14 protein-coding genes are annotated in these 17911 nt (G+C 70.7%); 7 read left to right on the top strand and 7 right to left on the bottom strand.

Annotated features, from left to right (window positions below):
* The first annotated feature begins 20 nt into the window (after positions 1–20).
* The 4 genes from BLQ73_RS11380 to BLQ73_RS11365 all read left to right on the top strand — a co-directional run bounded on the left by BLQ73_RS11380 (position 21) and on the right by BLQ73_RS11365 (position 6380).
* Positions 21–1199: a serine/threonine-protein kinase gene (locus tag BLQ73_RS11380; protein WP_093170375.1), complete on the top strand. Its 1179-nt coding sequence runs from the start codon at positions 21–23 to the stop codon at positions 1197–1199.
* Positions 1200–1234: 35 nt separating this feature from the next.
* Positions 1235–2839, top strand: a complete 1605-nt coding sequence (locus BLQ73_RS33400) for a serine/threonine-protein kinase (RefSeq protein ID WP_218125780.1) — start codon at positions 1235–1237, stop codon at positions 2837–2839.
* Positions 2840–2920: 81 nt separating this feature from the next.
* Entirely contained in the window at positions 2921–4312 is a 1392-nt protein-coding gene (locus tag BLQ73_RS11370) for a class II fumarate hydratase (protein WP_093170374.1), read from the top strand.
* A gap of 43 nt (positions 4313–4355) precedes the next feature.
* Positions 4356–6380, top strand: coding sequence for a helix-turn-helix domain-containing protein (locus BLQ73_RS11365; RefSeq protein WP_093170373.1), 2025 nt, complete (start codon positions 4356–4358; stop codon positions 6378–6380).
* On the opposite strand, the gene BLQ73_RS11360 is transcribed toward BLQ73_RS11365, so the two are convergent.
* Positions 6371–8353, bottom strand: coding sequence for a glycosyltransferase family 2 protein (locus BLQ73_RS11360; protein WP_093170372.1), 1983 nt, complete (start codon positions 8351–8353; stop codon positions 6371–6373). The genes BLQ73_RS11365 and BLQ73_RS11360 overlap by 10 nt on opposite strands.
* Before the next feature lie 174 nt (positions 8354–8527).
* Positions 8528–9244: an aggregation-promoting factor C-terminal-like domain-containing protein gene (locus tag BLQ73_RS11355; RefSeq protein ID WP_245691001.1), complete on the bottom strand. Its 717-nt coding sequence runs from the start codon at positions 9242–9244 to the stop codon at positions 8528–8530.
* Positions 9245–9509: 265 nt separating this feature from the next.
* On the opposite strand from BLQ73_RS11355, the gene BLQ73_RS11350 reads away from it, so the two are divergent.
* Genes BLQ73_RS11350 through BLQ73_RS11340 form a run of 3 tightly spaced genes read left to right on the top strand, consistent with a single transcriptional unit; the run spans position 9510 to position 12162 of the window.
* Positions 9510–10184 (top strand): response regulator transcription factor, encoded by a 675-nt coding sequence (locus BLQ73_RS11350; RefSeq protein ID WP_093170370.1) that lies wholly within the window; start codon positions 9510–9512, stop codon positions 10182–10184.
* Positions 10181–11593 (top strand): sensor histidine kinase, encoded by a 1413-nt coding sequence (locus BLQ73_RS11345; RefSeq protein ID WP_245691000.1) that lies wholly within the window; start codon positions 10181–10183, stop codon positions 11591–11593. The genes BLQ73_RS11350 and BLQ73_RS11345 overlap by 4 nt, the downstream gene beginning before the upstream one ends.
* Before the next feature lie 11 nt (positions 11594–11604).
* Positions 11605–12162 carry a hypothetical protein gene (locus BLQ73_RS11340; protein WP_143020207.1) on the top strand — a complete coding sequence of 186 codons (558 nt, stop codon included), beginning with the start codon at positions 11605–11607 and terminating at the stop codon, positions 12160–12162.
* Positions 12163–12182: 20 nt separating this feature from the next.
* On the opposite strand, the gene BLQ73_RS11335 is transcribed toward BLQ73_RS11340, so the two are convergent.
* From BLQ73_RS11335 to BLQ73_RS11315, 5 genes are all read right to left on the bottom strand, one after another.
* Positions 12183–13451, bottom strand: coding sequence for an RNA 5'-3' helicase PhoH2 (locus BLQ73_RS11335; protein WP_093170535.1), 1269 nt, complete (start codon positions 13449–13451; stop codon positions 12183–12185).
* Between the two features lie 549 nt (positions 13452–14000).
* Complete coding sequence (locus BLQ73_RS11330) at positions 14001–14762, bottom strand: isoprenyl transferase (RefSeq protein ID WP_093170368.1); 762 nt, start codon at positions 14760–14762, stop codon at positions 14001–14003.
* A 177-nt stretch (positions 14763–14939) separates the two neighbouring features.
* Entirely contained in the window at positions 14940–15581 is a 642-nt protein-coding gene (locus BLQ73_RS32235; RefSeq protein WP_176955379.1) for an SCO6045 C-terminal-like domain-containing protein, read from the bottom strand.
* 159 nt (positions 15582–15740) lie between these two features.
* Positions 15741–16556 carry an MbnB/TglH/ChrH family RiPP precursor modification enzyme gene (locus tag BLQ73_RS11320; RefSeq protein WP_093170366.1) on the bottom strand — a complete coding sequence of 272 codons (816 nt, stop codon included), beginning with the start codon at positions 16554–16556 and terminating at the stop codon, positions 15741–15743.
* A gap of 229 nt (positions 16557–16785) precedes the next feature.
* Positions 16786–17754 carry a TIGR04222 domain-containing membrane protein gene (locus tag BLQ73_RS11315; RefSeq protein WP_093170365.1) on the bottom strand — a complete coding sequence of 323 codons (969 nt, stop codon included), beginning with the start codon at positions 17752–17754 and terminating at the stop codon, positions 16786–16788.
* Between the last annotated feature and the right edge of the window lie 157 nt (positions 17755–17911).

The raw sequence follows: 17911 nt of genomic DNA, 5'->3' as shown, positions 1-17911 counted from the left end.
AAATCGGTAAGCTGCCACCCATGCGTGCGCCCTCCGGATACCTCCTCGCCGCGCGCTACCGGCTTCTGGAGCCGGTCGGACGCGGCGGCATGGGCACCGTCTGGCGGGCGCGCGACGAGCTTCTCCACCGCGATGTCGCGGTCAAGGAAGTCCGGCTGCCGGCGGTGTTGGACGAGGAGCTCCGCGCCGAGCTGTGCGCTCGGACCGAGCGTGAAGGGCGGGCGACCGCGATGGTCGCCCACCCTTCGGTCATCCACGTCTTCGACGTCGTGACCGAGGACGACCGGCCGTGGATCGTCATGGAGCTGCTGGAGGCCCGCTCCCTTGAGCAGATGATCCGCGAGGAGGGGCCGCTGCCGCCCCGGCGCGTCGCCGAGGTCGGACGCCAGATCCTCGGCGCGCTGCGGGCCGTCCACGCCAAGGGCATCCTCCACCGCGACGTCAAGCCCAGCAATGTGCTCGTGGTCGAGGAGCGGGCCGTGCTCACCGACTTCGGCCTGGCGGCGCTGGAGGGCGACGCCTCCATCACGCAGGCGGGCATCGTGCTCGGGTCGGCCGGCTATATCGCGCCTGAGCGCGTGCTCGGCGCCAAGGCCAGCCCGGCGGCCGACCTGTGGTCGCTCGGCGCGACGCTCTACACCGCCGTCGAGGGCCGGGGCCTGTCGGGCCGCCGTACGGCTGCCGCCGCGCTCGCCGCCCTCACCAGTGGCGAGCCGATCCCGATGGAGAAGGCGGGCCCGCTGGCGCCGATTCTGCGGGCGCTGCTGCGCATCGACCCCGAGACCAGGCTGGACGGTGTCCGGGCCTCGCTGATGCTGGCCCGCGTCGCCGCGGGCGGGTCGGCCGAGGAGCCGCTCGGCCAGGCGGCCAGCAAATCGGTGCGCACCTCGACGGCGATTTCGGTGCCCTCGTTCACCCGGCGTCCGGCGCATCGGGGCCTGCACCGCGCTGACGCCAAGCCGGTGCCGCCGCGTCCGTCCGCTCCCGCCGCACGGGCTCCGGCGCGTCCCGTGCTCGACATGACGCCGCCTCCTCAGGTGCCGCCGCCGAGGACGCATCGCCGGGCCGGCGAGGGGACGCACCGCAGATCCGTGGAGTCGAGACCGGCTCCGCGGCCGATCATCCGGCTCCTCGCCCCGCTGATCCAGACCCTGTTGCCCCGCCGCTTCTGGCCGCGCGAACTTCGCAAGCGCGGATAAAACCAAACCCAAGGGGAAATCGCTATCGTCATAGCATGCCGGAACTGCGCATGCTCGCTGGCCGCTACGAGCTGATCGCGCCCCTCGGCCGAGGAACGATGGGAACGGTCTGGCGTGCCCACGATCGTTCACTCGGGCGTGAGGTCGCCGTCAAGGAGATCCGCCAAGACCCGGCGCTCAGTGAGGAGCAGCGCGCCGAGCTGAGGGAGCGGATGATCCGCGAGGGGCGCAGCGCCGCCCGTGTCACCCACCCCTCCGTCGCGACGGTCTACGACGCGATCGTGGAACGCGGCAGCCCGTGGATCATTATGGAGCTGGTCGAGGGCCGCTCCCTGGAGCACGTCATCGACGAGGAGGGCCCGCTGCCGTCCCGGCTGGTGGCGGAGATCGGCGTCGAACTGCTCAGCGCCCTGCGCGCCGCGCACGCCCAAGGCATCCTGCACCGCGACGTCAAGCCGGCGAACGTGCTCCTCACGCACACGGGCCGGGTGGTGCTGACCGACTTCGGCATCGCCAAGGCCGAGGGCGACAGCAACCTCACCAAGACCGGCATGGTGATCGGCTCCCCCGGTTACACCGCTCCCGAACGGGCCAGGGGCGACTACACGGGTCCGGAGTCCGACCTGTGGTCGCTCGGCGCGACGCTGTACTTCGCGGTCGAGGGCAGGCCCGCCTACGAGCGCGCGACGGTCGCCGCCACACTCGCGGCGCTGATGACCGAGAACGCCGACCCGCCCACGCAGGCGGGGCCGCTGCGCCAGGTGCTCGACGGCCTGCTGGAGAAGGACCACCTTCAGCGGCTCGGGCCCGGCAGGGCCGCGGCCATGCTGCGCTCCGTGGCCGACACCCCGACGACGGAGATCCCGGTGTTCCCCGGGCCCGACGCCGACCTGGAGGACGAGCCCGCGGGGTGGCCGCCCGCCGCCCGCGCGGCGAGGGCCTCCGGCGGCTCCGCCGTACCGGACGGGAGTGTGCCCGGGCCGCGCAGGCCGGCGGACCGGCGGGAGCAGGCCCCTTCCCCGGAGCCTCTCGCCGACGTCGGGTCCTTCACGGCGGACGAGGACGACGCCGCCAACCGCACCGTCATGATCGCCAGGCCGGCGAAGCGTCCGCTGCCGCAGCATCTCCTCGCCGGGCGGGCACCGGAGCGGGAGCCCGAGGCCCCGCCGGAGGCGCCTGATCCCGTGCCGTGGCAGCGGGACGGCACCGGCCCGCCGCGGGCCCACGGGTACGACGACGGGCATGACGACGGGCACCACGGCGGGCACCACGGCGGGCATCACGGCGGGCACGACGGCCCCGGGCAGGACCGGGACGGCCACGCCTGGGGCGGTCAAGGCTGGGACGGCCGCGGCCAGGACGGCGGCGCCTGGGACGGCGGAGGCCGGGACGGCGAGGGACACGCCGGCCATCCGCAGCGGGAGACGGCGGGCGGGTTCCCGGCCGAGCCGGCTCCGCCGTACGGGTGGGAGACCACGGGCGAGGGCAACGTCGGCATGGACCTGTTCGGGCCGGCGGACGGCAGGGAGCGGACGCCCGCGGCGAAGCCGGCAGGCGGCCGGGTCGGCAAGATCATCCTCATCGGTGTCGGCATCATCACCCTCGTCCTGATCATCGTCATGGTGGCGTCCATCCTCTGATCGGGGCGACCTACCACGACAGGCCCCTCCAGCGGAGGCACCCGTGAGGCCCGGCGGAGGGGCGTCGGCCAGACTGAACACATGACGGACTTTCGAATCGAACACGACTCGATGGGCGAGGTCAGCGTGCCCGCGGCGGCCAAGTGGCGGGCGCAGACCCAGCGGGCCGTGGAGAACTTCCCGATCTCCGGGCGGGGCCTCGACCCCGCCCACATCGCCGCCCTCGGCCTGGTCAAGGCGCTCGCGGCCGAGGCCAACAGCGAACTCGGGGTGATCGACCGGGACATGGCCGAGGCCATCGCCCAGGCCGCGACCGATGTGGCGGAGAACGAATACGACGCGGAGTTCCCCGTCGACGTGTTCCAGACGGGGTCGGGCACCTCATCCAACATGAACGCGAACGAGGTCATCGCCACGCTCGCCGAGGAGCGCCTGGGCCGCCCGGTCCACCCGAACGACCACGTCAACGCCTCCCAGTCGTCCAACGACGTCTTCCCGACGACGATCCACGTGGCGGCGACCACCGAGACGGTCTACCACCTGATCCCCTCGCTGGAGCACCTGGCGAACGAGCTGCGGTTGAAGTCCCTGGAGTTCGCCGAGGTCGTCAAGGCCGGCCGTACGCATCTCATGGACGCGACGCCGGTGACGCTCGGGCAGGAGTTCGGCGGCTACGCCACGCAGATCGACAACGCCGTGGCGCGGCTGAAGTCGACGCTGCCGAGGGTCGGCGCGCTGCCCCTCGGAGGCACGGCGGTCGGCACCGGGGTCAACACGCCTCCCGGGTTCGCCGGCGCGGTGATCGAGAGGCTGCGCGAGGCCACGGGCATCCCGTTCACGGAGGCGGCCGACCACTTCGAGGCGCAGAGCGCGCGCGATGCGATCGTGGAACTGTCGGGGCAGCTCCGCGTCGCGGCGGTCTCGCTGAACAAGATCGTCAATGACCTGCGGTGGATGGGCTCGGGCCCCCGCGCCGGACTCGGCGAGATCAACCTGCCCGACCTCCAGCCCGGCTCCTCGATCATGCCCGGGAAGGTCAACCCGGTAGTGCCCGAGGCCGTCGCCATGGTGGCCGCGCAGGTCATCGGCAACGACGCCGCGATCGCGTTCGCCGGGGCCTCCGGCAACTTCGAGCTCAACGTCATGCTCCCGGTCATCGCGCGCAACATCCTGGAGTCCATCCGGCTGCTGGCCGCCGCCTCCCGGCTGCTGGCCGACCGATGCGTCAACGGCATCACCGCCAACGTCGAGCGCTGCCGCGAATACGCGGAGTCCTCGCCGTCGATTGTGACGCCGCTGAACCGGCACGTCGGCTACGAGGAGGCCGCGAAGATCGCCAAGCAGGCGCTGGCCGAGCGCAAGACCATCCGGGAGGTGGTCATCGAACGCGGCCACACGGCGAACGGCGCGATCACCGAGGCCGAACTGGACGCGCTGCTCGACGTGCTCGCGATGACCCGCCCGCCGCAGTGACCCGCGACCCGGCACGGGGAAGATCCACGGAAAGCTGGAGAATATCCGTGTGAACGAGCTTGTGTTCCTCGAACTGCTGGCCAAGGAGGCCGGCGCTGTGGAGTTCGAGGAACCGGTGCTCGCCGCGCGGGCGGCAGGCGCCGACGCCGAGACCGTGCGGCGGCTTTCGGCCGCCAAGGTGGAGGCGCTCAAGGTCCGGGCCGTACTGCGCCGCCGCGCCAGACGCGAAGCCGAGCTGTCGGCGCTCTACGACTCGGCGAGCGACCTCGCCGGACTGCGCGATCTCGACGCCCTGCTTGAGGCGATCGTGCGCAGGGCCAGGCTGCTGCTCGGCACCGACACCGCGTCACTGGCGCTGCACGACCCCGAGCGGGGCGACACCTACATGCGGGTCACCGACGGGTCGGTCTCGGCGCGGTTCCGGGCGCTGCGGCTGGCCATGGGGGCGGGTCTCGGCGGGCTTGTGGCCCAGGTCGGCACGCCGTACGCGACTCCCGACTACTTCGCCGACGGCCGTTTCGCGCACACGGGCGACATCGATGTGGCCGTGAAGGAGGAGGGCCTGGTGGCCATCCTCGGGGTGCCGCTGCGGCTCGGCACCCGGGTGATCGGTGTGCTGTTCGCCGCCGACCGCACACCCCGAACGTTCGCCCGGGAGGAAGTGGCGCTGCTCGGTTCGCTGGCCGCGCACGCGGCCGTGGCCATCGACAGTGCCCGCCTGCTCGACGAGACCAGGGCCGCGCTCGCGGACCTGAGCGAGGCGAACCGGCTGATGAGGGCCCACACTGAGGCCGTGGAACGCGCCGCGCGCGCCCACGACCGCATGGCGGGCCTGGTGCTGCGGGGAGGTGGTGTCGAGGAGGTGGCCTCGGTGGTCACCGACGCGCTCGGCGGCACGCTCACCGTGCTCGACGGCGATGGCAGGCCGCTCCACGGCGATTCCGCCGGCACGGGGCTCACGGACGCGCAGACGGCGGAGGCCGCGCGGGAGGCCAGGGCGCTGGGCCGGGCCGTACGCCGCGGCCGTGTGCTGGTGGCCTCCGTGGAGGTGAGCTCGGAGCCGCTGTGCACGCTGGTGCTGCGTCCCGGTGCGACCGCAGCGGACGCGGACGCGGACATAAACGCGGACGCGGACATAAACGCGGACGCGGACATAAACGCGGACGCGGACGTGGAGGGGGACGCGGACGCGGACGTGGAGGGCAGCGACTCCCTCATTTTGGAACGTGCCGCACTGATCACGGCTCTGCTGCTGCTGTTCCGGCGGAGTGTGGCCGAGGCGGAGGGCCGCGTGCGAGGTGAGCTGCTCGACGATCTGATCGCGCGGCCCGTCACCGATCCCGCAGGGCTGCGCGACCGCGCCCGCCGGGTCGGTGTCGATCTTTCCGCGCCCCACGTGGTGATCGTGGTCAAGCACGGCGGCAGGCGGGAGCGTGCGGCGTTCTGGGCGGCGTCGACGGCGACGATCGCCGGCGGCCTCGCCGCCGGGCACGGCGAGGCGGTCGTGTTGCTGCTTCCCGCGCCCCAGGAGCCCTCTGGCGGCCCGTACGGCACAAGCCCCGCCACATATGCCACAAACACCGCCAAACGCATAGCAGCCGATTTGAGCGTCTCCCTGGGCAGTCCCGCGACCGCGGGGGCGGCGGGTCCGGTGCGCGGCCCCGCGGGGGTCGCGCCCGCGTACCGCGAGGCGCAGCGGTGCGCCGAGGCGCTCATCGCGCTGGGCCGCGCCGGCGACGGCGCGAGCGCGGCCGAGCTCGGTTTCGTGGGCCTGCTGGTGGGCGGGCACGGCGACGTGGCCGCGTTCACCGAGGCGACCCTCGGCCCGGTCCTCGCCTACGACGCCCGGCGGGGCACCTCACTCGCCGGCACGCTGGCCGCCTTCTTCGCCACCGGCGGCTCCCCGACCCGTACGGCGGAAGCCCTGCACATCCACGTCAACACCGTCACCCAGCGCCTGGAACGCGTCGGGCGGCTACTCGGGGACGACTGGCATGAGCCCGACCGGGCGCTGGAGATCCAGCTCGCGCTGCGCCTGCACCGGCTGCGCCACCTCGATCAGAGGTAGCGGCTCCTCCCCTTGCGCGCGGCCCGGGCCACATGCCGGGCGCCCGGGATCCGCAGCGCGACGCGCCGCAGGATCGAGTCACGTTCCAGCAGCGGCCGCTGCGCCGCGTCCACGGCCGACGACGGCCGCACCTCCGCGTGGCCGCGCCGTACGTGGATCCCGAACCGCAGCCCCTCCTCCTCGCCGTCGATGCGCAGCGTGGGCGTCCACCCCCCCGGTCCGAGGAAGCCCTCGGCCGTGAGCCTCCGTACCGGGAGTTTGGCGACGAGCTGGCCCGGCAGCCGACCGGGCACCCCCGGCTCGACCAGGGCGGGCGCGGCGACCTCCCGCCCGGTGAGGACGTGCCGCAGCACCAGCTCCACCGGCGGCCCCCCGCTCGGCGGCACGTAGGGCACGGGCACGACGACGTAGACCTGGCCGTCCCGCTGCGTGACCGACGCGCCGAAGGAGACGAGCGCGATGGACTCGGCGAACGAGCGCGGCTCGACGCACACGCCGAGCTCGCCGTCGTCGGACCAGCAGGGGACGACGAGCCGCCTCGGATGGTCGACGAGGACGCCGAGGCAGTTGATCGGCATGCCGCCGCGGCGCACGCGGGTGCGGGCGTGGTGGGCTCCGCCGTACATCCGCACGTGGACGTTCCACAGCCCGGCGGGGAGAGGGTTGCCGATGGCGGCGCTGCCCACGTCGAGCCGTGCCTCGCCGCTGATGCGCATCCGCACGTGCCCGCCGTCGGGGATGTGGGTGACCTGGCTCTCCACGGGGAGCATGTAGATCATGCCGCTCTCGGCGTGGCGCACGTAGACCTCGACGCGGGAGCGCGCCACCGCCTCGGTGACGTCGGCGAGCTCGGCGGTGAACGCCGCGGGGTCGAGGGGCACCGGCGGCTGCCAGAACACGCGGTCGCCGTCGGCTCGGAAGCGCTGGGGCGCGCCGCCGCCGCCGACGACCTCGACGTCGAGCCTCAGCACCAGGATGTCGTTCTCCCAGCGGACGTCGCACAGGTCGGCGGCGAGCGTGGTGCCGCGCGACGCCCGGGCGAGCGTGACGATCTGGTCGAGGCGGCCCGCGCGCAGAAGCGCCGCCATGGCCCGGAGGTGGACGGGCAGGTGCGTGTCCACCTCCTCGGGGAAGCGGTCCGTGACGAGAGCGCGGAAGGGGGCGTACACCGCGTAGCGCTCGTGGGACGACGTCACAAAGCGGGGATTCATCAGCGACCGCAGCACGACCGTCCGGAGCCAGTGGGCGTACAGCCGGTCGCGCTGCCTGCCGGGTTCGGTGTGGGCGTCCACGATGTCGAGCAGCGCCCGCAGCTCCGCGGCGGTGTCGACCGGCCGCGTCGGCGCCGGCTCAGGCGGCTCCCCCAGGTGGCAGCAGACCTGGTCGGCCAGCACGGTGATGGCCTTGGCGGTCAGAAGCGCGCGTACGGCGAACGCCTGCTCGGCCACCTTCCCGCCGGGGTCGTCGAACCGCAGCGCGTTGGCCGTGAGGAACTCCTTGCGGTAGAGCTTCTGCGGGGTGAGCAGCGTGAACAGCTTGTCGCGCACGACATCGGCACGCTCCCTGCTGCCGGCGAAGGCGGCCTGCGGAGGGCCCTGGCCGCGGACCAGACGCCCGATCAGCACGTCGGCGTCGGTTTCGACGGCCCGGAGGTACATCCGCCGCAGCGCGCCCCGGTCGAGCCTGTCGCCCTGTTCGAGCAGGTAGACGTATTCGCCCTGGGCCACGGCGAGCCCGACGTTGCGGGCCCGCATGATCGAGTCCGTGGACTGCAGGTGCAGCACCCTGACGTTGGGACGGACCGCCGAGACGCTGTCGAGCCGCTCGGCGATGCCGTCGACCGACCCCGTGTCGGCGAAGATGACCTCGTATTCCCCCTGCGGGAGGGACTGCTCAAGCACCGAGCGGATGCAGGCATCCGCCGCGTCACCGGGGTTGCGGACCGGCACGACCACGCTGACCTTCACACGCATGCGGCCAAGCGTGCGGCGCTCTCAGGCGAAAGGCACTCAGGCTTGCCGAATCCAGGAACAAGCGTGACCCGGAAGGGAACAATCTTCGTCCTTCCGGGCCACGTGGACAGTCACAGCGTCCCTGCTCAGGGCACGGGCTTGCCCTACAGGCGAAGCCTTGCCCCGAAAACCCGACTAATACCAGCCCTTGGCCTGAGAATGGCCCCATGCCCCGCATGGCGACCCATAGCGTCCCTTGATATAGGTGAGACCCCATTCGATTTGAGTGGCGGGGTTGACCTGCCAGTCGGTGCCGACGCTGGCCATCTTGCTGCCGGGCAGAGACTGCGGAATGCCGTATGCCCCGCTGTAGCGGTTCATCGCCCGCTCGTTCCAGTTACTCTCCTTCTCCCAGAGCTTCTCAAGACAGCCCCATTCGCCCGCCCATCCGCGCGCGGCGTTCATCCTCTGGCCGAGCGCCTTGTTGCTGCCGGGGTCGGGGTTGCTGCCCGGGGGGAAGGCGGCGGCGGGGAAGCCGTCGCCTCCGGGCGCCTTCTCGGGCACGTAGACCGAATCGAGCTTTCGTTTCGTGCCACCGCGGCTCTCTTTGAGCTCGTCAGCGCGCAACGCCTGCGCCGCCTGCGCTTTGAGCATGTCTGTCGTGGCGTCGGGCGCGAACGGGTCACCCCCGCCCGCCAGCGCGCCGAGCTCGGCGAGGCCGAGCGGCTGGGGGGTCCGCTTGGCGTTCTCCATGGCCGTGTAGACCACGAAGCCGCCCCCACCGGCGAGGCAGACCACGGTCAGCCCGACGATCACGACACGCTTCGGAGTGAGCCACGAGCGGGAGGGCTTACGCGCTGCGCGGCGGGCGCGCGGACCTTCGCGCTCCCTCAACTGCGGACCTGAACTCACGGCTTACGAGCTTGCCGTGTGGAGGGGGGTGGTGCGCAACCGGAACGTGGATTTCCCGACGGGCTCTAGCTCCTAACTGCCTGGTTAAAGACCGTTTACCCCCGGGGTGTGATTTTGGTCACGTTCCCAGACTCACCCTTCGCACCCCCGAACCGAAGGGTGAGCCCACACCAGGATGTCGGCGACAGGTGCGGGTTCCGTCCGTGATATGTCACAGTTCTGTGACGGGTAGGGGTTTGTCGCGTAGTGCAACAATAATGACCGCGTGGCAGGCATCCTCCTGGTTGAAGACGACCCCTCGGTGCGCACGGCCCTTGAGCTCGCGCTGAGCAGGCAAGGGCACTCGGTGACGGCGTACAGCACGGGCGAGGAGGCCCTCGACCACATCCGTGCGCGTCGACCCGAAATCGCGATCCTCGACGTCATGCTGCCAGGAATCAACGGCGTGGAGGTATGCCGCAGGATCAGGAAACTCGACCAACTCCCGGTGATCCTGCTCACAGCCCGTGGCGACGACCTCGACATCGTCGTCGGACTTGAGGCCGGCGCGGACGACTATGTCGTCAAACCCGTCGAACCCCGTGTCCTGGACGCCCGTATCCGCGCGGTGCTGCGCCGGGTGGAGTCCGCCTCGTCGGACCGCCTGACCTTCGGCGACCTCGTCATCGACCGGGGCGCGCTGAAGGTAATGCTCGCCGGGCGGGAGATCCACCTGACCCCGACCGAACTGCGCCTCCTCCTCGAACTGGTCCGCCACCCCGGCCAGGTCCTCAACCGGCGCTACCTCCTGCGCGTCATCTGGGACCACACCCACGCCGCCGACTCGCGCCTGGTCGACACCTGCGTCCAGCGGGTGCGCGCCAAACTCGAACGGGTGCCGGCCAACCCCACCTACATCCAGACCGTGCGCGGCTTCGGCTACCGGTTCAGCCCACCGTGAAAGCGGCCCATCGGCTGCTCCCCACAGGTCTGCGCGGCCGCCTCGTCATCACGTTCACGCTCGTCGCCATAGCCGCCTCCGCCCTCGTCGCCGGTATGGGCTATGGGCTGGCCAAGAACGCCCTGACCACGCGCACGGAGGACGTGGCCGTCACCAGCGTGTCCACCGCGCTCGAACGGATCACGCTGCCGCTGGGCAGTCTGTGGCCGGGCGAGCCCGCCCCCACGGCCCAGGACCTCGAAGAACTCAGATCCTCACTCGGCGGATCCGGCCGCCAAGTGGTCATGGAATACCAGGACAACGTCTACGCGGGGTCGATGCTCACCATCGCCGACGTCCCGAACGAACTGCGCGCCCGCGCCGCGTGGCGGCTGGTCACCCAGCGGGTGCGGGTGGCCGACCGCCTGTGGCTGCTCCTCGGCACGCAGGTGCAGCGGACCACCCGGGGCGGGCAGGTTCAGCCCACCGGGCTGAAGGTGTTCGTCTTCGTCTCGCTCGACGAGGAGGAGCGCCTGCTCAACGAGCTGCGCAGCTCGCTGGCCACGGCGGGCGGCATCACGCTGCTCATCGCCCTCACCGGCGCCCTCTTCTCGGCCAGGCGGGTGCTGCTGCCGGTACGGCGCCTGCGCGACGCGGCCCGCGCCCTCGGCGCCGGCCACCTCAACACCCGCCTGCCGGTGCGGGGACGCGACGAGTTGGCCGAGCTCACGGCCACGTTCAACGAAACGGCGGCGGCGCTGGAGAAGAGCGTGGCCGAACTGCGCAACCTCGAAGCGATGTCCCGCCGTTTCGTGGCCGACGTCTCCCACGAGCTGCGCACGCCGCTCACCGCGATGACCGCGGTCACCGAACTGCTGTTGGAGGAGGCCGAGCGCCTGCCGAAGGCGCCGGCGGAAGCCGTACGGCTGGTGCTGCATGAGGTCGAGAGGCTGCGTGTCCTGGTCGAGCAGTTGATCGAGACGAGCAAGTTCGACTCGGGGGCCGCGACGTTGAGCCTGGAGACGGTCAACGTCAACGACGTGATCTGCGACTCGCTGGAGATCCGGGGATGGACGGGCGCCGTCCGGGTCGAGGCGTCGGAGTGGCTCACCTTCCACCTGGACCCACGACGTTTCGATGTCATCGTGGCAAACCTGGTGGGAAACGCTCAAAAGCACGGCGCGCCACCGGTGGAGCTCACGGTGCGCGACACCCCCCACGGGCTGGAGGTGAAAGTGCGAGACCACGGCAAAGGCATCCCTCCGGAGGCCATCGGGCGCGTGTTCGACCGCTTTTACAAGTCGTCGAGCTCCGGAAGCGGACTCGGCCTCCCGATCGCGCGATCCAACGCCCAACTCCACGGAGGCACGATCTCGGTACGCCCCCAGGACCCCGGCGTCCTCTTCACGGTCTGGCTACCCCGCCGATGACGTCCGCCTCGGTGAGAGCCCTGCCCAAGGCCCTCGCGGGGGCCGCCATCACAGTGCTGCTCGGCGCGCTCGCCGGCTGCGGCGTACAGCCCAGCGACCCGGTGGAGCGGGGCGTCGCCCCGGTGATCGACGCCCAGCCCAAGCTCATCACGATCTACCTGGTACGCGACGGGCGTCTCGCGCCCGTGCCGGTGTACGTGCCCTCGACCGCCATCGAGGACGTGATGCAGGTCCTGTTCGAGAGGGGTGACCAGCCGCCGAGTAATGACCTGTCCACCGGCCTGAGCGGGTTGACCCACCGCGAAAGCAGGCTCAGCAGATACGGCGCCTTCGTGCGCAACGACCCCGACGTCGCCTCCGGGCTGCGCCTCGACGTCTCGGTCGCGGGCGACCGCCCGCCGAGCCGTACGGCTCTCGCGCAGATCACCTGTACGGCACGGGGCGCGCGTGACGAGATCTGGATCGTGAAGATCACCTATGTCGAGCGGGGCCGGACGCGGTCACTGGGGGAGCACATCTGCAGCGAGTACCACGACCTCGCGCAGCCAGGCGCCGAACTCCCCCCGTGACCGCTCCCGCTCCCGGGGCGTTACAGGCTGATGTCCTCCAGCATCTCCGTGACCAGGGCCGCGATCGGCGACCGCTCGGACCTCGTCAGCGTGATGTGGGCGAACAGGGGGTGCCCCTTGAGCTTCTCGACCACCGCGACCACGCCGTCATGCCGGCCGACCCGCAGGTTGTCGCGCTGGGCGACGTCGTGGGTGAGGACCACGCGCGAGTTGGCCCCGACGCGGGACAGCACGGTGAGCAGCACGCCGCGCTCCAGCGACTGGGCTTCGTCCACGATCACGAACGCGTCGTGGAGCGACCGGCCCCGGATATGGGTGAGGGGCAGGACCTCCAGCATGCCCCGGTCGATCACCTCTTCGATCACCTCCGGCGTGGTGACCGCGCCGAGCGTGTCGTAGACCGCCTGGGCCCACGGCCCCATCTTGTCGTTCTCCGAGCCCGGCAGGTAGCCGAGGTCCTGGCCTCCCACGGCGTACAGCGGGCGGAACACCACCACCTTGCGGTGCTGGCGGCGCTCCAGGACGGCCTCAAGGCCAGCGCAGAGTGCGAGCGCGGACTTGCCGGTGCCCGCCCGGCCGCCCAGGGAGACGATGCCCACGTCGGGGTCCATCAGCAGGTCAAGGGCGATGCGCTGCTCGGCGGAGCGGCCGTGCAGGCCGAACGCCTCCCGGTCGCCCCGGACGAGCTTGACGGACTTGTCGGGAAGCATGCGGCCGAGTGCCGACCCCTTGGCCGACAGGAGCCGCAGTCCGGTGTGGCAGGGCAGGTCCCTGGCGTCCTCGATCTCGGCGGTGCCGTTCTCGAACAGCGCTTCGATGTCGGTCGAGGCCACCTGGAGTTCGGCCATGCCGGTCCAGCCGGACTCCACCACGAGCTCGGCGCGGTACTCCTCGGCGGCGAGCCCGATCGAGGCCGCTTTGACCCGCATGGGGAGATCCTTGGAGACGAGGACCACGTCGCAGCCTTCGGCGGCCAGGTGCCGGGCCACCGTCAGGATGCGGGTGTCGTTGTCGCCGAGCCGGAACCCGACAGGGAGGATCGACGGGTCACTGTGGTTGAGTTCCACCCTCAAGGTTCCGTCGCCTACGGGCATGGGGTCGTCCAGCCTGCCGTGCCGTACGCGCAGATCGTCGAGGTAGCGCAGCGCCTTGCGGGCGAAGTAGCCGAGCTCGGGGTGATGGCGCTTGGCCTCGAGCTCAGTGATCACGACGATCGGGAGCACGACGTCATGCTCGGCGAACCGGGTCAGTGAGGCCGGGTCAGCCAGCAGGACCGATGTGTCCAGCACGTAGGTGCGCCGCTGCGGTGCGCTGCGGCGGCGGGACGGAGACGTGCGTGCAGCCGGCCGCTTGGCTACCGGCGACGGCTGACCGCTTGAGGACGACGGGATGGTCGAGGACACTGCCACGCGATCTCCCCCGGGCGCCTGGTAGGGGCGCCCTGCCAGATGAGGTGGTGAGCGGACCAGACCCGCACGCGCGCCCACGGCTGCTTCAGGCGGCACCGGAACCCGGCCCCCCTCGGCAGTGAGCGGAGATCATCCCGTACGGCGACCCGGGGGGCGCCGCCGGCCGTGCCGGCCGGACGTCCGCCCTCCGCGGGCTCGGCCGTAGCCGAAGGTCGCCCACAAGGATGAAGAACACTCAGTGTGTGGCGCAAAGGCGGGCCCTCTCCGGAGCAGCCGGCCGATGACCGGCTACGTCCTACGGTAGGTCCTGAATGCCCTGATCCCAAGAGGTAATGCCTGACCGAAAGGGGGTGTTCACATGCCGTTTCCGGTTCATTGCGTAGTCCGGAGGCATGTGTATGGCAGACCACGTCCTGGAAAATGGGGGTTTCAGGAACCGAACCGCCGGTGCCGCGCGGCATAGGAGCGGATCGCCCGCAAGAAGTCGACCCTGCGAAAATCAGGCCAGTAGGCCTCGCAGAAGTAGAACTCGGAGTGGGCGCTCTGCCAGAGCAGGAATCCTGAGAGCCGCTGCTCTCCCGAGGTGCGGATGACGAGATCCGGATCGGGTATACCGCGCGTGTAGAGATGCTCGGCGATGTGCTCGACATCGAGGACTTCGACGAGGTCCTCAATGCTCGCGCCCTTACTCGCATGCTCTTGCAGGAGTGAGCGCACCGCATCAGCGATCTCACGTCTTCCTCCATACCCAACTGCCACGTTCACAATCAGGCCAGGACGGTGTGATGTCGCTTCTTTAGCATTTTTCAGGACACGGGCGGTCTGATCGGGCAGGAGATCGAGTGCCCCCACAGGGTTGATATGCCACCCCGCGTCGACCAGCTCCTGGACGACGTCCTCGATGATCTTCATCAGGGGTACGAGCTCGTTCTTCGGCCGGTCGAGGTTCTCACTCGACAGCAGCCAGACGGTGACCACCTCGACACCGGTCTCACTGCACCAGGCCACCAGCTCGGAGATCTTGTCGGCGCCCTTGCGGTGGCCCCGGCTGACGTCCTTGATGCCCATCGAGCGCGCCCAACGGCGATTGCCATCGACGATCACGGCGACATGCCGGGGGATCATCTCGGGTGAGAGCTTGGCCTCCAGGCGGCGCTCATACAACCGGTAGACCAGATCGCGCACGCCCAATGGAGTCCCTCCCCTCGGCGCCCGCTCCTTCCAAAAAGCGGTGCTGACAGGCAATTATCTCCGCCTTCTCCACCATCGTGCGCCCGCGACGAGATCCTTAGGGCTCTCTGGGCCGGAAAAACGCCCGGGCCACTCGGCCAACCAGGGCTTTCACAAAGTTGGTGAATTCCAAAGAGATCAGCGCAACCCGCGCTTCTTGGACAAGCCTGTACCGATCAACCACCGCCACCAAGCGTGCAGGCCCGCCGCCCGCAGGACCCGCGGCACCGGGCCCGGTTCAGCCGACGGTTCGGCTGACGCCTCGGCGTATGGTTCGGTGAATGGCTCGGTGAATGGCTCGGTGAATGGCTCGGCGGGGAGATGGCCGCGCTCGCGCAGCCACGCCTCGAACCCCTCCGCGTCGGCATGGGAGTCGCCCGGTTTGGGCCGCCCCTCGGCGTACTCCAGGAACAGGCGGCGGAACCCGCCGCCGAGGCGCATCGCCAGATCGGGCCGGCACCGCGCGGCGAGGCCGCGGCGCTTCACCAACAGGCTTCTCACCTGCGCCTCGACCCGCCGCCGGTCGAACCCCGCGGGCACCTCGCCGCCCGCCACCAGCGCCGCGAGCAACTCGCTCTGGGCCGCCGCCAGCGCCGCCCTGGGGTCCTCGGCGCCCTCGGCGCCGCGCTCCGGATCCCTCACCGTCTGTACGGCACCGGCCTTCTCGGCGCCGCCCCGGTCAGCCACCGCCACCGCCACCGCCGTCTCCACCGCCACCACCGCCGCCGTCTCCGCCTCCGCCGTCTCCACCGCCGACTCCGCCGTCACTCCAGTAGCCACCCGAACCCGAGCCTCCCGTGTGACCACGGCCGCCGTGATACCTGGTTCCGGAGCCTCGCCTCGCACGCACAGAACCCCACACAATGCAGATCGCCATAAATAACGCAATGCCAATGAGGAACAGTGCCACCGGATAGGACACTTCCGCCTCCAGAAGGATCAGAATGCACGAGCCATGGCCTGCCTGATGCGGTCGAGTTCACTTTCGAGCACCGCATCAGCAGGATAGGCGTCATCCCACTCCAGCAGCACTCCCTGCGGAGTGACTCTGGCGCACAGCTCCGTAAGCAGGTCGAGCACCGGATCGGGGACCGACGCGGTGTGGGTGTCGTGCCAGAGCCCCTCGTGCGCCTGGCCTCCCGCCACATGCACGTAGGCGAGCGACTCCAAGGGCAGCGTGTCGAGGGCCTCCATGGCGGACAGTCCGAGGTTGACCTGGTTCGTGTAGAGGTTGGCCACGTCGATCAGCAGCGACACGCCCGTACGCTCGACCAGCTCGCCGAGGAACTGCGCCTCGGTCATCTCGTCCTGCGGCCAGCCGAAGAGGGCGGAGACGTTCTCCAAGGCCAGCGGCACGGGGAGGGCCGCCTGCGCACGCCGTACGTTGTCGACGACGACCTCTAGCGCGTCCCGGGTGCGGGGCACGGGGAGCAGATGGCCGGCCGAGAGGTCGCCCGCGCGCACGAACGCGACATGCTCGCTCACCAGCGGGGCCCCGAGCGCCTCGGCGCATGCCGCGAGGTGGGCGAGACGGTCGGCGTCAAGGGGTTCGGCCCCGCCCACCCCCAGGCTCACCCCGTGCGGCACCACGGGCACGCCGCGCTCGCGCAGGAGGACGAGCGACTCCGGCAGACGCTCCGGGCGGACGCCTTCGGCGATCACCTCGACGAAGCCGACGCCGGGCATCCTCTCCACCGTCCGGTCGATCTCCGGCCGCCATCCGATCCCTACCCCGAGCACACCGACTCCGGACATATTCCAGCAATCTCCCCAATTTCAGATCTTGCACACCTACCTCGTCGCCCCTTGTCGCCACAAAGCCGATCCGGAAGCCGCGACGTGGGTCGCGGGCCGGGGGTGTCCGGCTCGCCCGAGCCGGACACCCCCGTCTTCACAGTGCAGGTCTTCGCGGCGCAGGTTCCCGCGGCGCAGGTCTCCGCGGTACGGCTACGCCACGTATACGACGCGCCTCGCCGGAGCGAGGTCAGCCGCCACCACCACCACCGCAGCCGCCACCGCCGCCACCGCAACCACCGCCGCAGCTCGATCCACCGCTGCCGCCACCGCCACCTGAGCTGCCATCGGACCCGCCGTCGGACCCGCTGCCGCTCATGTCACCACCGCCGCAGGCACCGGGGGCGGCCCCTCCATCGCCGGAGGAACGCGACTCCCGCGCCGAGAGCTCGTCACGGATCTCGGCGTCGCCGATCTCGCTCATGCCGTACAGAGCGACGGGGATCAGCGCGATGGCCACCGCCCCCTCCACGCGTACGCCGGGGATGTGGCGCCGCCGGGCCGAGGCGACGGCCTCGCGGCCCGGACCGCTCAGAGGGGCATCGACGAGGCCCTGCTGATGTCGGCGCAGCATGATGAGCCCGATGACACCGGCGACGGCGGCCACGATGACCGCCGCCGTGGCCGTCAGTCGCGGATGGATCAGCGTGATCTCGGCGATCAGCGACGCCACGGAGATCACGATCGAGACGATCGACGCGATGCGCAGCCCCGTAGCGCGTCCGCGCAGCCGCGCCAGGGACTCGTCGGGGATGACGAGTCCGTGGCCGGTCATCCGCTCCTTCAGCGCGGCCATGGCCGTCCCCCTGGCCACCGTGCTTCGGAGGGCTCCGATCTGCATGGAGCCTCCGGCGTCGGTCAGGGCGGCGATGATGTCCTGCTGGACGGGTTCAGCGGGCGGAGAGGCCCCGCTCACCAAGGTCACCAGGCCGCCACGGGCGATGCGGACGGCCTCGGCGCTCGCGAGGCCGGCAAGCGCGGTGTTGACCACACGGCGCGGGCCCCCGGCGAGGTAGGCCAGCTCGTATGTCGTCAGATCGTCTCGGTGGAGATCGCTCGCCACCTCATGCACACGCGCGTGCTCAGCGGTCAACCTGTTCGCTGAAGTTCCTGTGTAGATAGCAGTGGCCGCCGCGGCGACCAGTAAAACAAACTCCATGCCGAACCTCCCCTTCCGCAAAGGAGGAGTTTTTTCGTCATGGTGACAGACGCGGCAACCTATGGGGAGGTTTATGAGAGCTTTCAGGGATTCGTCAAGTCTGGATGTCGGAGCTCCTTGAAAACGAAGCACACAGGGGTGCCCGACGCCTTTGGCG

The organism is Sinosporangium album, from assembly GCF_900100605.1.
Classification (GTDB): Bacteria; Actinomycetota; Actinomycetes; order Streptosporangiales; family Streptosporangiaceae; genus Sinosporangium; species Sinosporangium album.
Note: the sequence above shows the minus strand (reverse complement) of the source record. Positions and strands in the feature narration are given on the sequence as shown.

Bases quoted from the DNA above. Each gene is read 5' to 3' on its own strand.
- BLQ73_RS11380 (WP_093170375.1), top strand. From the start codon at position 21: ATGCGTGCGCCCTCCGGATACCTCCTCGCCGCGCGCTACCGGCTTCTG.
- BLQ73_RS33400 (WP_218125780.1), top strand. From the start codon at position 1,235: ATGCCGGAACTGCGCATGCTCGCTGGCCGCTACGAGCTGATCGCGCCC.
- BLQ73_RS11370 (WP_093170374.1), top strand. From the start codon at position 2,921: ATGACGGACTTTCGAATCGAACACGACTCGATGGGCGAGGTCAGCGTG.
- BLQ73_RS11360 (WP_093170372.1), bottom strand. From the start codon at position 8,353: ATGCGTGTGAAGGTCAGCGTGGTCGTGCCGGTCCGCAACCCCGGTGAC.
- BLQ73_RS11320 (WP_093170366.1), bottom strand. From the start codon at position 16,556: ATGTCCGGAGTCGGTGTGCTCGGGGTAGGGATCGGATGGCGGCCGGAG.
- BLQ73_RS11315 (WP_093170365.1), bottom strand. From the start codon at position 17,754: ATGGAGTTTGTTTTACTGGTCGCCGCGGCGGCCACTGCTATCTACACA.